This window comes from Mucilaginibacter puniceus (genome assembly GCF_054783175.1).
In genome coordinates, this window is sequence record NZ_BAAGRB010000002.1 from 296,326 (window position 1) to 309,925 (window position 13,600).

Genomic DNA, 13,600 nt, shown 5'->3' on the forward strand with positions numbered 1-13,600 from the left:
ATAATAAAAAAAATTATAAACTAAACAGTAAAATATACACTATGAAAATTAAATTTTTGATAGCAGGCCTGTTAGGCGTAATATCAGTAACGGCTTTTGCACAAAAAAGCGAATTAAATAACGCACTGGAGGGGTACGAAAAAGTTCAATCATTAAGAGCAGCACAAGCCGATGCATTAGCAAAAAAGGGGTTGAATACTGCTAAAATTGCTATTGATAAAGCTGCAGCTAATGCAAAAACAGCAACGTTACCACAAACTTATGCTTTAAAAGCAGCCATATATGCTGATTTATCTAACCAAGATACCGTAGCAACCACTTCATTGCCTTTATATACCATTGCCGAAGAAGCAATGACCAAAGCTAAGGAACTTGATACAAAAGGCGAATACAAAGGGTTACTTGAAGCAGCTACCCTAAGCCTGGCTCAATATAACCTAACCCAGGGCGTAAATGAATATACCAATAAAAAATATGACTTAGCTTATAATTCATTTGACCGTTACAGACAATACATGCCCGATGATACTAATGCAATATATTATACAGGATTAGCGGCAGTTAATTTAAATAATTATCCGGTAGCTGCCACTCACTATAATAAGTTACTAACTACAAATTATTCTAAAAAAGATTTAGTATATTTTGAATTGTCGAACATTTATTTAAACTTAAATGACACCACTGCAGCACTAAAAACTGTAAATGAAGGCATTACAAAGTATCCTACTAATGCTGATCTTCGTAAAAGACAAATTGAAATTTATCTACAAACCAACAAACTGCAAGAAGTGCTTAATCAACTGGATGCTACTATAAAAAATGATCCTAAAAACAAACAGTTGTATTATTATGCAGGTATAGCATACTCGCAAGCTGCAGAAGACCTTAAAGACCAGTTAATTAAATCAAAAGATGCTGTTGCAAAAGCTAAATTACAAGAACAACGAGCAATTAATTTTGGCAAAGCTGCCGATATGTATAAAAAAGCTTTAGAAATAGACCCTAATTACTTTGAAGCTAATTTAAATATGGGATATGTGCTTCTAAGCCCCGCTATTGATATGTACAATGCTGCAAATCAATTACCCGCGAATAAGCAAAAGGAATTTGACCTGGCTCTTGCAAAATCAAGAGAAATGTTTGAGCCGGCAAAACCATACTTATTAAAAGCTGTGGATATTGATCCAAAATCTGAAGACGCTTTAACTAATTTGAAAAATTATTATTTAGGTAAAGGAGATGTGGCCAATGCTAATCTTATAAAAGCAAAAATTGAAGCATTAGGTAAATAGCGGGGATATAGTAATTAAGCCTGATTAATTTGATCGGGCTTAATTTACACATTATTACTTTACATAATGTTAATTATGTGTTTTTTATATATATTCTCAAAATCTCAACAATTTATACATCTATAGCGTAACTTAACGTTTAATTTCTGATATTTAGGCGTATGGTAGTATCTGAAGGTTTATTGAAATGGATAATGCGTTTCTACCCACCTTTATTTTTTCAGCGTATTTGGGTAATAAATTTTGAGAAAGATTTTACCGGAGCACGTGTAAAAATCAGTAAGAGTTTTTTAAACAGAAACTATAATGGGTCTATATTTGGTGGCACTATATATACGGCTGCCGATCCTTTTTATCCATTATTATTTCATCAATTATTTACAAAAAAGGGCTATCGTATAGTAGCCTGGTCAAAGTCGGCCGAGATACAATTTTTAAAGGCCGGTTTAACTGATTTATACTTCGATATTAAATTAGATAATGCTGAAATTACCGAAGCTGAGCATATTTTAAATACCGCGGGAAAATATATTAAATCGCACCCTATTGATATTTATAATAAAAGCGGTGAGGTCTGCGTATCACTGAGCAACGAGGTATATTTACGCAATTTAGATTTTATAGAGGTAGTATAATATGCGGGTATTTATTAATGATGAATTTTATATAAACCAAGGTTTTAAAATATCTATTGATAAAGATTTATTAGACATTGATATTATCTACAATTATTTAGATAAAGAATCATATTGGTCGCAAGGAATACCATTAGAAAAGCTTAAAACAGGAATAGAAAATTCCATATGCTTCGGTATTTATAAGCATAGTAAACAAGTTGGTTTTGCCCGTGTAATTACTGATAAAGCCATTTTTGCTTATTTATGCGATGTATTTGTATTAACAGATCATAGAGGAATTGGCCTATCAAAGTGGCTATTACAAACTATTAAAAACCACCCTGAATTACAAGGCTTACGTAGATGGACATTAGCTACGGTTGATGCTCATAGGCTTTATAGTCAATTTGGATTTACACCGCTTACTAATACAGATAGATGGATGGGTATATATACACCTTACAACCTTTATAAAGAGAATTTATGAACATCAAAAAGCAAATTTTTGAAGGTGAAGGTGTATCGCTCGACTTTAAAAAAACCATTACCAGTTGCGAAAAAATAGCACGTACCATGGTTTCATTCGCAAATAATAAAGGTGGCCGGTTGCTTATTGGTGTTGCCGATGATGGCACTATTAAAGGTGTAAAATCTGAGGATGAAGAACGATATATGATAACCCGTGCGGCGCATATGTTTGCTAAACCTGCTTTAGAACCTGTATTTGAAGAGGTGTATGTAGATGATAAGTTGGTATTGGTGGTTGACACCCCTGAAAGTAACCTGAAACCCCATTACGCTTTGGCCGAAGACGGCAAGTGGTGGGTTTATGTTCGCGTAAAAGATAAAAGCATACTGGCCAGTAAAATTGTTGTTGATGTATTAAAACGATCAGCCGATAATAATGGCGTGCTGATAGAATACTCAGCCAAAGAAAAAACCTTATTGGAGTACCTGGAAAATGCGGAAAGAATAACTGTAAAAGAGTGTAGCGATTTACTTAAACAGGGCCGACGGGCAAGCCAGCGCATATTGGTTAACCTGGTATTATCGGGTATCATCTGTATCCACACTACCGAAAAGGAAGAATATTATACTGCCTGCTAAATATACGCAAGTGGTTACCTTTGCTACATAATGATATCTTTATATAATAAATATAAAACTTATTACCGCGATAACTTAAAGCTGGCCATCCCTGTTGTAATATCGCAGTTGGGGCATACTTTAGTGCATACCTCTGATACCATTATTGTTGGCCATTTTGCCGGTACTGTTAGTTTAGCCGCGGTATCATTAGCCAGTAGTATTTTTGTAGTGCCAATGGTTATAGGTATAGGTATATCGTATGGGTCCACCCCACTCATCGCACAAAATAATGGCCGTAAAGATTATGCAGAATGCGGGCAACTCCTATCCAATAGTTTATTAATAAATTTAATAAGCGGCATAGTACTTTTTGGATTAATATCAATAGGTGCAGTTTATTTTTTAGACCATCTTGATCAATCGCCAGCGGTTGTAATTCAGGCTAAGCCCTTTCTCCTATTGTTGGCTTTATCTATTATCCCAATGCTGATTTTTAACACTTTTAAACAGTTTGCTGAAGGATTGGGCTTCACTAAACAAGCCATGATGATATCTATATGGGGAAACGTATTGAATATATGCCTGGGTATAACTTTTGTAAAGGGCTTGTTTGGTCTTGATCCTATGGGCATTATTGGCGTGGGTTACAGTACTTTAATTGATCGGTGCGTAATGGCTTTAGTGATGGGCATATATGTTTTCCGGTCTAAAAACTTTAAAGTGTATTTAAGAAGCTTTGCGATCAAAAATATTGACCGTATACGCTGCTTTCAAATATTAGGTATTGGCGCACCTGTTGCTATGCAATATGGCTTTGAAGTGAGCGCATTTAGCGGCGCGGCAGTCTTAGTGGGCACAATTGGGTTGGTTGAACTGGCGGCACATCAAATAGCTATAAATTTGGCTTCTATAACCTATATGATGTCGAGCGGCTTTGCCGCGGCAGCCGCAATTAAATCAGGAAATTATTTTGGTATTAAAGATCATAACAAGCTGCGTTTGGCAACCAATGCAAGTTACCATGTGGTAATCGCCTTTATGTGCCTTACGGCGATGATATTTACTATTGGAAACCATATATTACCCTGGATGTATACTTCAGATACCAATGTTATATTTATTGCAGCACAATTACTTATCATAGCCGCCATCTTTCAATTATTTGATGGTACACAAGTGGTTGGCTTGGGCGTATTGCGTGGCATGGGCGATGTAAATATCCCTACATTTATTACCTTTTTAGCTTATTGGGTAATAGGATTACCCTTGGGCTATTACTTGGGAATATCGCTTTCGTTAGGTGTATCCGGTATTTGGTATGGATTAGTTGTTGGCTTAATGGTGTCGGCTATTTTACTGTACGGCAGGTTTAAAAAAATAAGCAAACATCATCGAGACCACACCCCTATGATTATAGCTCAAGATTAGTGTTTGTTATTGGGTTTACTTACGTAGGGGTTGCCTTTTACATAAAAACGATAAGGTAAAAATGCATCTTCTCCTGCATAATCAACACCAACACGAGGTACAGCTGCTATCTGATCCTCGTGAAAAGTCAATCCCCTATCTTCTATCCATATCTTATCGCCCTGTAAACTTACAGCATTTAACGTTCGAGATATCCCTAACGCTTTAGCAACAGAACCCGGCCCCGAAGTTATCGACGATTTAACCATCGGCATATAGCGGCGAAACTGCATTATATCCAAGCCATCAGTAGGATTAATGGCCCTTATTAGTACGGCATGGGGCTGCCCTTCAACTGATGTAACCACATTAAACATTTCATGTATACCATAGCATAAATAAACATAGGCTATCCCTCCCTGCTCAAACATAGTTTTGGTTCGTGGAGTTTGGCGGTCACCAAAGGCATGCGAAGCCCTGTCGACAATTCCATTGTAAGCTTCTGTTTCAACAATGTATCCGCCGGTAATTACACCATCAATACAGGTAAACAAGTACTTACCTATTAAACTCCGGCTGATGGCCACTACATCATCACCCTGGTAAAATTCCTGCGGTAGCTTCATTTCTTCTTTAATATTCCTTTTAATATTTTGTTGATTTGTTTGGCTTTATTAAATACCATAATATGGGTACCGTCTTTAATTACGGTAGCGTCCTTTATTTGTTTGTAAGAGAACACCATATCCTTATCGCCTATCAGATGATAAACATTTGGCGGTATAGTTTCGTTTTTCCAAGCCAGAACTGCCTTTAAGGCCCACTTTACAAATTTGGGAGATGATTTTTTTAGCATATCTTCAAATATCCATAAATCATCTGCTGTAAATTTTCCGAAAACGGGCCTCATTAAAAAGCCTAATTTCTTTAAAACCTCACCAGAAATCGGCTTGTACAAGGGTAACTTGCGGAACGCATTAAAATACCAGGGCGCTTCATTAATTGCTTTAATGCTTGATATCAATATCACTTTATTTAAAGCTACCTGCTTAGCTATCTCAATCGCAATCATCCCTCCTAACGACGTACCAATAACAATTGAACCACTGGTTATATGATATTGCTTTATAAGTTTTTGTGCATAGTTTGTTAAAGTATCTGTTAAATTGGGTTCGATCCAATCAACAGGTATCACTTCATTATCCAATAGGTCTATATTATTATACAAACGGGTATCAGCACCCAAGCCGGATATCAAAAATATTTTACGCATTAAAGTTTATCAGCCCCACCACCTGCTCTAAATATTTAGCATCTATATCGTCAAAACATGAAAGATTTTCACTATCAACATCCAACACACCAACAACTGTATTGTTATGAAATAAAGGCACTACAATTTCAGACTTGGATAATGAGCTACAGGCAATATGCCCGGGAAAAGCATCCACATCGGACACTACCAAGGTTTTACTTTGTTTCCAGGCTGCGCCACAAACGCCTTTACCTTTGGTAATGCGCGTACAAGCTACCGGTCCCTGAAAAGGGCCAAGCACTAACTCCCCATCCTTCACCATATAAAAACCAACCCAAAACCACTTAAACTGTTCCTTTAACGCGGCGCATATATTGGCCAGGTTAGCAATCAGATCAGGCTCGCCGGCTACCAATGCTTCAATTTGCGGTAGTAACGCTGTATATTGCTCCACTTTGTTACTTGATGTTGAAATGCTTAGATCTTCTGCCATTGTACAAATTTATGCTGTACAGAGTTAAATTAAATAAGCGGAATATCATATTTAATCTTTTAATTCGCAGCAATGATCGTTAGCCTCACTATAGTCCGCTACCCAAAAGTATTTATCCCATTTGCATTACTGTCTATGGCTGTGCATCGCTTGCCACTTAGGCTAAATAAACACTGCAAATTCTGGAAACTAATGGGCAGCGGCAAAAACGGCACGTTCGACCTGAAACCCGATTGGCGGCAATGGGCCATTTTAGCCACCTGGGAGAGTCGAAAGGATTTTGATGACTTCTACCATGCGTCATTCATTTCGGGCTGGTGGCGGGCTTTTAAATGCGAAAAATGGACCTTGTTATGCGAGCCTATACAAAGCCATGGTAAATGGGATGGTATAAACCCGTTTGCTTCGCCGCCAATAGCAGATTATGGCGGTCCGATTGCGGTACTAACCCGTGCAACGATCAGGCTAAACAAATTTAAAGGATTTTGGAGCAATGTAGATGGCGTAGCCAATTTAATGAGATCCTCCAAGGGCTTCATCACTTCTTTTGGTATTGGGGAAGCGCCTTATTACCGGGCGGCTACCTTTTCTATTTGGGAAAGCGTAGATGATGTAAAGGCTTTTGCTTATGGCTCGCGCGAACATGCTGAGGTGATCAAAAAAACAAGAGAAGAAAATTGGTATAGCGAAGAACTGTTTGCCCGGTTTAAGCCTATCGCCTCATTTGGAACACTAAACGGCAAAAATCCTCTTAACGGTTTTGTCAACAATCAATAATTCAATAGATCACTCATTCACTAATCATAACATGAGAGTAATTGCAGAACTACCCCACCCTGAATTTAAAATAACCATTTTTAGTATGAACCAAAAGTTTATTGTGAAGATAGAGAAGGGGATACTGGAGCAAAGCTACAAGCTGGCCGAGATGGACCTAACCGATGGCGTTAACAGCGTGTTTGAAATACTGGATGAAGAGTTTTTAAAAGGAGTAGCTACCCGATTTATGGATATGGGCAAAGATTTTAAAGAGGCCTACTATCGATATAACTATTAATAGATATAAGCTGCATAACTTATTGTAAAATAGATACATAATTTTGTAAAAATCAATATTCAGAATTTTATTTGGCGAATATGGGCGATTTACAGGCATAATAAAATTACAGTTTACTAATAAATTTATATATATCTAATAAATTGTTGAAATACAATAAGTTATATATTTATACAAAATTATATTTGGTCGATAAAAACAGGTGAACTAAAGATATTATACGCTTATTTACAGATTCAATTTATACCCCTCCATTATTTTACTTCCTAATCAAAAAATCACTAACTTTATATAAACCTAATCAAAGTGCAATGCGCGGCGATGTGTACTCCTATTTTATTATAAATTGATCATTAATAAATTGACATGAAAAAATTGCTTTTTATTTTGATAACCTCTGCGTGCTCATTGAGTTTATATGCACAAGGTAATGCCACTAATACGGTCAATACCATTACACCCGATGGCGATGTGATATACACCACCCCTGTTGAAGTGATGCCCGAATACAAAGGTGGCATGGATAGATTTTACGAACGCTTGAAAAGCATTAAATACCTACATTTCGTGCGCACACAAAACGTACAGGGAAAAATAATAGTTGCCCTGGTGATTGAAAAGGATGGCACCGTAAGCAATGCCAGAATAGTAAACGGGTTAATCCCCGCCCAGGATAAAGAAGTATTACGCGTGGTAAATAGCCTGCGCAAATGGAAACCGGGTATGCATAATGGCAAACCTGTACGAGTAGCTTATAACGTACCGCTTAACTTTAAACTGGTGCCTGTGCCTACCCCATTGTAACCTCAAAAAAAATTTTACAGCAAAAAGCCCGTATCGATTTGATACGGGCTTTTTTTGATTATTTACGCGATACTGATTACTCAGCTGGTGCTGCTTCTTCTGTATCAGCTGCTTTCTTTTTAGGAGCTGCTGTTTTTTTAGCTTTAGGTGCAGGTGCCGCTTCTTCAGCCGGAGTTGTTGCTGCTTCTGCAACTACTTCAGGTGCTTTTTCAGCTACCGGTTTTGCTGCTGCTTTAGCTTTAGGTGCCGGAGCGGCATCTTCTGCTACTGGTGCAGTTGCAAAAGGAATAACTGATACGTATGAACGGTTATCTGCTTTTTTCTTGAAAACTACTTCACCCGCAGCTAATGCAAATAAAGTATGGTCTCTGCCGATACCTACATTAAGGCCCGGATTATGTTTTGTACCACGCTGACGTACGATGATGTTACCTGCAATTGCCGGCTGACCACCAAATATCTTGATACCTAAACGTTTGCTATGTGACTCGCGGCCGTTTCTGGAACTACCGGCCCCTTTTTTGTGTGCCATTTTCTTATATCTTTAATGAAGCTGTTAACAACTTCGATTTTAAATTGAATTATAATGTTATACCGGTAATCTCAATTTTGGTAAACTGCTGACGGTGACCGTTTTTCTTTTTGTAACCTTTTCTTCTTTTCTTTTTGAAAATGATCACTTTATCACCTTTTAAATGCGACAAGATCTTAGCTGATACTTTAGCGCTTTTCAAATCAGTACCTAATTTGAATTTACCTTCGTTTTCTGCTAACAACACATTGTCAAATTCAATACTAGCGCCCTCATCTCCCTGTAATCTGTGTACAAAGATCTGCTGGTCTTTAGCAACTTTAAATTGCTGTCCGGCTATACTTACTATTGCGTACATGGTTTGTTAATTATTGTTTTAAATTTTGAGGTGCAAATATAGAAAATCCTATTGCAATAAACAAGCACTATTTATTTTTTCTGTTTCGCCTCTTTATCGGTCAAAACATTCATAATCTCTTTGATCAGACGCTCGTTAGCATCTTTTAACTTGGCGGGGCCATTAAATGAGGCATCAAACAATACCTTTTTGCTTTTGCGCTTATAGTTAAACTCCATTAAATAGCGTGGTGGCTTAACCCCATTCCTTGTGGCGGTATCGCCCAACTCTAATGAAGGGAAATCCCAAAAACCCAGGTCGGCAGCTTTACGGTGCAGGTAAAGTAAGTCGTCTTTATTTAGGCGCAAATTCATTTTGATTAATGAATCATTAGCATTTACATATTGATACTCGCCTGTTTTTGAATTGTATTTATTAATAAGGCTATCGCTTTCGCCATATTGAAACACCAGTGAATCAAATTCGGCAAATTTATAGGGCGCGTTTTTCACCATCATACCGTAATAGTAAAGGCAATAAAACAGAAAAGGTACGGTGATAGTTAGCAGTAGAAATATTTTTTTGCCGCGATTTTGCATAAACTTTTATTGAATTATAGATTTATTGAATTAAGAAATAACATAGTTAATCGAGTTCTCCCTCCCACTTACTCACTACGGCAGTTGCCATTGCATTACCTAAAACGTTGGTTGCTGAACGGCCCATATCTAATAATGGATCAATGCCTATAAGAAGAGCTAAACCCGCCTCGGGAATATTAAACATAGCAATAGTGCCCGCTATAACCACTAACGAGGCTCTTGGAACTCCTGCAACACCTTTGCTGGTTAACATTAATATCAACAGCATGGTTAGCTGATGTGAGAAAGATAAATGAATACCATATGATTGTGCCAGGAACAAGGATGCAAAGGTCATATACATCATGGAACCATCCAGATTAAATGAATAACCTAATGGCAATACAAAGCTTACAATTTTATTACTGCAGCCAAAACGTTCCATTTCAATCAGCACTTTAGGATAGGCGGCTTCGCTGGTTGATGTACTGAAGGCTATCATCATAGCATCCTTTATCTTGCCTACCAAATGAAAGGCTCGACGACGTAGTACTGCATATCCTGCAAAAACAATAACCAGCCAAAGTATTATCAGGGAGAAATAAAACTCAACTATAAAAATTGCGTATGTGGATATTATGCCCAAGCCCTGTTTGGCTATAATGGCTGTAATTGCCCCAAAAACTGCAATAGGCGCCAGTTTCATAACATACCCAGTTATTTTTAATATCACATGGGCAATGGCATCCATCGCCTTGATAACCACTTCACCTTTTTCGTCTATTGCCGCTGTAGCAACGCCAAAAAACAGGGCAAAAACCACTATCTGTAATATCTCGTTGTTGGCCAGGGCCTCAAAAATACTTTTCGGGAAAACGTGTGATATAAATTCTCTTAATGATAAAGCCGCACCTTTTACCCCAGTACTCACATTATTATCAGGTAACATCAGGTGCATAGCTTCGCCCGGTTTAAAAAAATTAACCAGCACCATTCCTAATAATAATGATACCAGTGTGGCGCTTAAAAACCATAATAGTGTTTTGCTACCTATACGTCCAACGGCTTTTATGTCGCCAACCTTAGCTACACCTACTACCAACGTAGTAAACACTAATGGAGCTACAATCATTTTAATCAACCGTAAAAATATATCACTTAAAATACTGAAGTACTGTATTTTACTCTCGCGTATCTCATCATTCTCTTTACGAATGGTTATCTGTACAGCCCGTTCTGCTTTTAACTCTTTATAAGTTACAGCGTTTGTATCTTTTAAAGTTACCAGGCGGGCGTTAATGATTTGTATGCTGGTTTCGGCGGCATTAATTTTGCTATTATAGGGGTTAATTACCTTAGCGTTATAAATATACCCGGTAACAACACCCAGTATAAGCGCTATGAATATATACAGGGTTAATTTACTTTTTTGCATTCAGTGTAATTAAGACTGCAAAACTACAACTATTTAGTACTTTGCTAAACTATTTAATACAACATGAGCACAATTACTTATGGCTTACAGCATATAAAGAAAGAGTTACAGCATTTACCTGCCGAACAGATAACGGAATTAACCCTGCGCCTGGCTCGGCATAAAAAAGAAAACAAGGAACTATTAGCCTATTTGCTGTTTGAGGCGCATGATGAACCCGCCTTTATTGAAAAAGTAAAAGCCGAAGTTGGTTTTATGTTTAGTCAACTACCAGCACAAAGTTATCTGGCCGCTAAAAGCATGCGTAAAATATTAAGATTAATAGGAAAGCACACCAAGTTTATGGCCTCAAAAGGTGCGGAAATAGACCTAATTATCAACTTCTGCACTAACTACCTGCAATACACCGACAGACGATCATCCTACAAACCACTACGCCTGATATTAGTAAGACAAGTTGAAAAGATACGCGGCCTGATACAAAAACTACATGAGGACCTGCAGTTTGATTACAGCAATGACTACAATGTTTTATTGGACGAGGCCGAAAGCAAGCTACCCTGGTTCAATAAGAATATTTACGGATTGTAACATTATATTTGCTTTATCATCTAACAGGATATATTATTAACTACAAGTGGCAGCAGATAAAGAGGCAGCATTTAAGAAGATTTTTGAAGCTAATTCTAAAAAGATTTATCATTTATGCTATGGTTATACCGGTGATGAGGATTCTGCGAATGATTTAATGCAGGAAACTTTTTTAAAGGTTTGGCAAAATCTGGACAAATTCCGTAACCAGGCCATGATATCTACCTGGATATACCGTATAGCCGTAAATACCTGCCTCACCTACCTGCGATCAGAAAAACGACAAGCGAAAGATGAATTAACTCCCGAGCTGGAAGAAACCACCGGCGAAATAATATCTGAAAAAAACGAGCAGGTGTCCCTGCTATATAAGTGTATATCAAAACTGGAAGAATCAGAAAGAATTATAATAACCATGGTACTTGATGAGGTGCCCTACCCTGAAATCGCTGAAATTTCGGGTATATCAGAAGGAAACCTTAGAGTTAAGGTTTTCCGCATTAAACAAAGATTAACAGAATTATATAACCAATATGAAAGACTTTGATCAATTGATGTCGGTTTGGCAGGGACAGCCAAAGCAAGATCAGCTTTCGGTGGATGAAGTGCTGAAGCAAGTAAAAAAAGGGATAAGTGGGATAAGCCAAAAACTGCTTTGGAACATAACCACTATGGTAATAACGCTATGGGCAATTTTAGCGGTGATGCTATTTTTTGTATTTCAATCATGGGTAACCTATTTAGGCATAGGTATTTTGGTAGTAACCATTTTACTTTACGCTTTAATGATGCTAAGAGATTACCGTATTATCAGCAAGCAAGATATCACCATAAACCCGGCAGATTACCTGCAAAGCCTTAAAGAATATCAACACAACCGGGCAAAAATTTATGGATGGATGTATTATGCCTATGTGATCTTAATCAGTGCGGGCCTGTTGCTATATTTTTACGAGGTTTTAGAGAGCGCATCAACCACATTTAAAATTATCGTTTATACCAGCTATGTGGGTTTAATATCGGTTTGTACATTCTACATCCGCGAACGATTTGTTAAAAGTGAACAGGAAAAATTAGGCCAAATGATTAACCGGTTGGCTAAGTTGCAGGGACAATTTGATTAATCAATGCAATTGAACAAAAAAGCCCCTAAACTTTCGTTTAAAGGCTTTTACTTAAAAAACTTAACAACTTACTTTTTCAAGGCTTTCACCTGCTCCTTTAAACTATCAATTTGTTGTTGCTGCTCTTTTATAGCACTTAGCAAAACAGGTATCAGGCTTTGCACATCTACCGCTTTTATTTCGGTAGCCTTAATATTGTTTTTGCCCACAGTAACGTATTTATTTTTGCTGATTATTGCTGCCGGATATACTTCCTCTACATTGCCAACCATAAAGCCATACTGTGTTCCGGTTGGCAGCTCCAGTTGTTTATAATCTTTTGTTTTATAGGAATAAGTTACCGGTTGTATAGCGTTAACTACCGCTAACGAGCCTGATATAGGTTTTACATCTTTTTTTAATTGTTCGTCACTAAAGCGGGTTTGGCTATAACCAACAACAGAAAATATAGTTAATGCGAAAATACTTAAGAAAGTTTTCATGATCTTTTATATAAATGTTAATAATAAAATACAGTAAATCGGCCCGATGTATAAACATCGGTAATAGGTAGATAGCGTATATTATTAACAGTTAGGAGGTGGAGTAAGTACCTCTGAATAGAATTGATAGGAGAAATTGCCTACGTATTTAGCCAAAGTTATTTTTAAATTACATTCAGGTAACAAAAATAAATGCTTAGCATATTCCACAATATATTCTTTAGCAACTCTTTCATTTATGCGCTCACGTTCTTTCGTCGCATCGTCATCTTCCTGATCAGTGACTAAAGCAAGTTCAATTTTATGTTGCGAGGCAATTGATGATACAACCAAACGGATACCGGTTTCAAATATCCCAAAAAGGATAATGAATACAGCCAGATATGACATTAATCGTATTTTCATAAATAAATTGCCTATAAAATTAGATTTTATATGATGTCGATTTAACGACAAACATATAAAAATGTTTATGCGTGCATAGCAATTATCTAAAATGTT

Annotated in this window: 20 protein-coding genes; 11 read left to right on the forward strand and 9 right to left on the reverse strand. The window is 37.1% G+C overall.

Annotated elements, in window-relative coordinates:
* Positions 1–41: 41 nt before the first annotated feature.
* From ACYVJ6_RS08190 to ACYVJ6_RS08210, 5 genes are all read left to right on the forward strand, one after another.
* Positions 42–1,295 carry a tetratricopeptide repeat protein gene (locus ACYVJ6_RS08190; protein WP_460693565.1) on the forward strand — a complete coding sequence of 418 codons (1,254 nt, stop codon included), beginning with the start codon at positions 42–44 and terminating at the stop codon, positions 1,293–1,295.
* 161 nt (positions 1,296–1,456) lie between these two features.
* Positions 1,457–1,930 carry a DUF4442 domain-containing protein gene (locus ACYVJ6_RS08195; protein WP_460693566.1) on the forward strand — a complete coding sequence of 158 codons (474 nt, stop codon included), beginning with the start codon at positions 1,457–1,459 and terminating at the stop codon, positions 1,928–1,930.
* Position 1,931: 1 nt separating this feature from the next.
* Entirely contained in the window at positions 1,932–2,399 is a 468-nt protein-coding gene (locus ACYVJ6_RS08200) for a GNAT family N-acetyltransferase (RefSeq protein ID WP_460693567.1), read from the forward strand.
* Entirely contained in the window at positions 2,396–3,019 is a 624-nt protein-coding gene (locus ACYVJ6_RS08205; RefSeq protein ID WP_460693568.1) for an AlbA family DNA-binding domain-containing protein, read from the forward strand. Before ACYVJ6_RS08200 ends, ACYVJ6_RS08205 begins: the two co-directional genes overlap by 4 nt.
* A gap of 30 nt (positions 3,020–3,049) precedes the next feature.
* Positions 3,050–4,429: an MATE family efflux transporter gene (locus ACYVJ6_RS08210; RefSeq protein ID WP_460693569.1), complete on the forward strand. Its 1,380-nt coding sequence runs from the start codon at positions 3,050–3,052 to the stop codon at positions 4,427–4,429.
* Here ACYVJ6_RS08210 and ACYVJ6_RS08215 read toward each other — a convergent pair.
* Genes ACYVJ6_RS08215 through ACYVJ6_RS08225 form a run of 3 tightly spaced genes read right to left on the reverse strand, consistent with a single transcriptional unit; the run spans position 4,426 to position 6,156 of the window.
* A complete protein-coding gene (locus ACYVJ6_RS08215) occupies positions 4,426–5,034 on the reverse strand; it encodes a DNA-3-methyladenine glycosylase (protein ID WP_460693570.1) in 609 nt (202 codons plus the stop codon). The genes ACYVJ6_RS08210 and ACYVJ6_RS08215 overlap by 4 nt on opposite strands.
* Positions 5,031–5,681, reverse strand: coding sequence for an alpha/beta hydrolase (locus ACYVJ6_RS08220; protein ID WP_460693571.1), 651 nt, complete (start codon positions 5,679–5,681; stop codon positions 5,031–5,033). Before ACYVJ6_RS08220 ends, ACYVJ6_RS08215 begins: the two co-directional genes overlap by 4 nt.
* Positions 5,674–6,156 carry a GAF domain-containing protein gene (locus tag ACYVJ6_RS08225; protein ID WP_460693572.1) on the reverse strand — a complete coding sequence of 161 codons (483 nt, stop codon included), beginning with the start codon at positions 6,154–6,156 and terminating at the stop codon, positions 5,674–5,676. The genes ACYVJ6_RS08220 and ACYVJ6_RS08225 overlap by 8 nt, the downstream gene beginning before the upstream one ends.
* Positions 6,157–6,228: 72 nt before the next feature.
* Between ACYVJ6_RS08225 and ACYVJ6_RS08230 the strand changes: the two genes are divergently transcribed.
* The 3 genes from ACYVJ6_RS08230 to ACYVJ6_RS08240 all read left to right on the forward strand — a co-directional run bounded on the left by ACYVJ6_RS08230 (position 6,229) and on the right by ACYVJ6_RS08240 (position 8,017).
* Complete coding sequence (locus ACYVJ6_RS08230) at positions 6,229–6,933, forward strand: DUF3291 domain-containing protein (protein ID WP_460693573.1); 705 nt, start codon at positions 6,229–6,231, stop codon at positions 6,931–6,933.
* A gap of 31 nt (positions 6,934–6,964) precedes the next feature.
* Positions 6,965–7,213: a hypothetical protein gene (locus tag ACYVJ6_RS08235; protein WP_460693574.1), complete on the forward strand. Its 249-nt coding sequence runs from the start codon at positions 6,965–6,967 to the stop codon at positions 7,211–7,213.
* Between the two features lie 366 nt (positions 7,214–7,579).
* Positions 7,580–8,017: an energy transducer TonB gene (locus ACYVJ6_RS08240; protein ID WP_460693575.1), complete on the forward strand. Its 438-nt coding sequence runs from the start codon at positions 7,580–7,582 to the stop codon at positions 8,015–8,017.
* A 76-nt stretch (positions 8,018–8,093) separates the two neighbouring features.
* Here ACYVJ6_RS08240 and rpmA read toward each other — a convergent pair whose 3' ends face one another.
* The 4 genes from rpmA to ACYVJ6_RS08260 form a co-directional block, all read right to left on the reverse strand.
* Entirely contained in the window at positions 8,094–8,549 is a 456-nt protein-coding gene (gene rpmA, locus ACYVJ6_RS08245; protein WP_460693576.1) for a 50S ribosomal protein L27, read from the reverse strand.
* Between the two features lie 49 nt (positions 8,550–8,598).
* Positions 8,599–8,907: a 50S ribosomal protein L21 gene (rplU, locus tag ACYVJ6_RS08250; RefSeq protein ID WP_460693577.1), complete on the reverse strand. Its 309-nt coding sequence runs from the start codon at positions 8,905–8,907 to the stop codon at positions 8,599–8,601.
* 71 nt (positions 8,908–8,978) lie between these two features.
* Entirely contained in the window at positions 8,979–9,485 is a 507-nt protein-coding gene (locus tag ACYVJ6_RS08255) for a hypothetical protein (protein WP_460693578.1), read from the reverse strand.
* A 46-nt stretch (positions 9,486–9,531) separates the two neighbouring features.
* A complete protein-coding gene (locus ACYVJ6_RS08260; protein WP_460693579.1) occupies positions 9,532–10,902 on the reverse strand; it encodes a dicarboxylate/amino acid:cation symporter in 1,371 nt (456 codons plus the stop codon).
* A 63-nt stretch (positions 10,903–10,965) separates the two neighbouring features.
* On the opposite strand from ACYVJ6_RS08260, the gene ACYVJ6_RS08265 reads away from it, so the two are divergent.
* The 3 genes from ACYVJ6_RS08265 to ACYVJ6_RS08275 are packed head-to-tail and all read left to right on the forward strand — an operon-like array spanning position 10,966 to position 12,617.
* On the forward strand, positions 10,966–11,493 hold the full coding sequence (locus tag ACYVJ6_RS08265; protein ID WP_460693580.1) for a hypothetical protein: 528 nt from the start codon (positions 10,966–10,968) through the stop codon (positions 11,491–11,493).
* A 46-nt stretch (positions 11,494–11,539) separates the two neighbouring features.
* Positions 11,540–12,040, forward strand: a complete 501-nt coding sequence (locus ACYVJ6_RS08270; RefSeq protein ID WP_460693581.1) for an RNA polymerase sigma factor — start codon at positions 11,540–11,542, stop codon at positions 12,038–12,040.
* Positions 12,027–12,617 carry a hypothetical protein gene (locus ACYVJ6_RS08275; protein WP_460693582.1) on the forward strand — a complete coding sequence of 197 codons (591 nt, stop codon included), beginning with the start codon at positions 12,027–12,029 and terminating at the stop codon, positions 12,615–12,617. The genes ACYVJ6_RS08270 and ACYVJ6_RS08275 overlap by 14 nt, the downstream gene beginning before the upstream one ends.
* A gap of 68 nt (positions 12,618–12,685) precedes the next feature.
* Here ACYVJ6_RS08275 and ACYVJ6_RS08280 read toward each other — a convergent pair whose 3' ends face one another.
* Together ACYVJ6_RS08280 and ACYVJ6_RS08285 are read right to left on the reverse strand one after the other, a co-directional pair.
* Positions 12,686–13,099 (reverse strand): tail fiber domain-containing protein, encoded by a 414-nt coding sequence (locus ACYVJ6_RS08280; RefSeq protein WP_460693583.1) that lies wholly within the window; start codon positions 13,097–13,099, stop codon positions 12,686–12,688.
* 84 nt (positions 13,100–13,183) lie between these two features.
* Positions 13,184–13,489: a hypothetical protein gene (locus ACYVJ6_RS08285; RefSeq protein WP_460693584.1), complete on the reverse strand. Its 306-nt coding sequence runs from the start codon at positions 13,487–13,489 to the stop codon at positions 13,184–13,186.
* Positions 13,490–13,600: the final 111 nt, after the last annotated feature.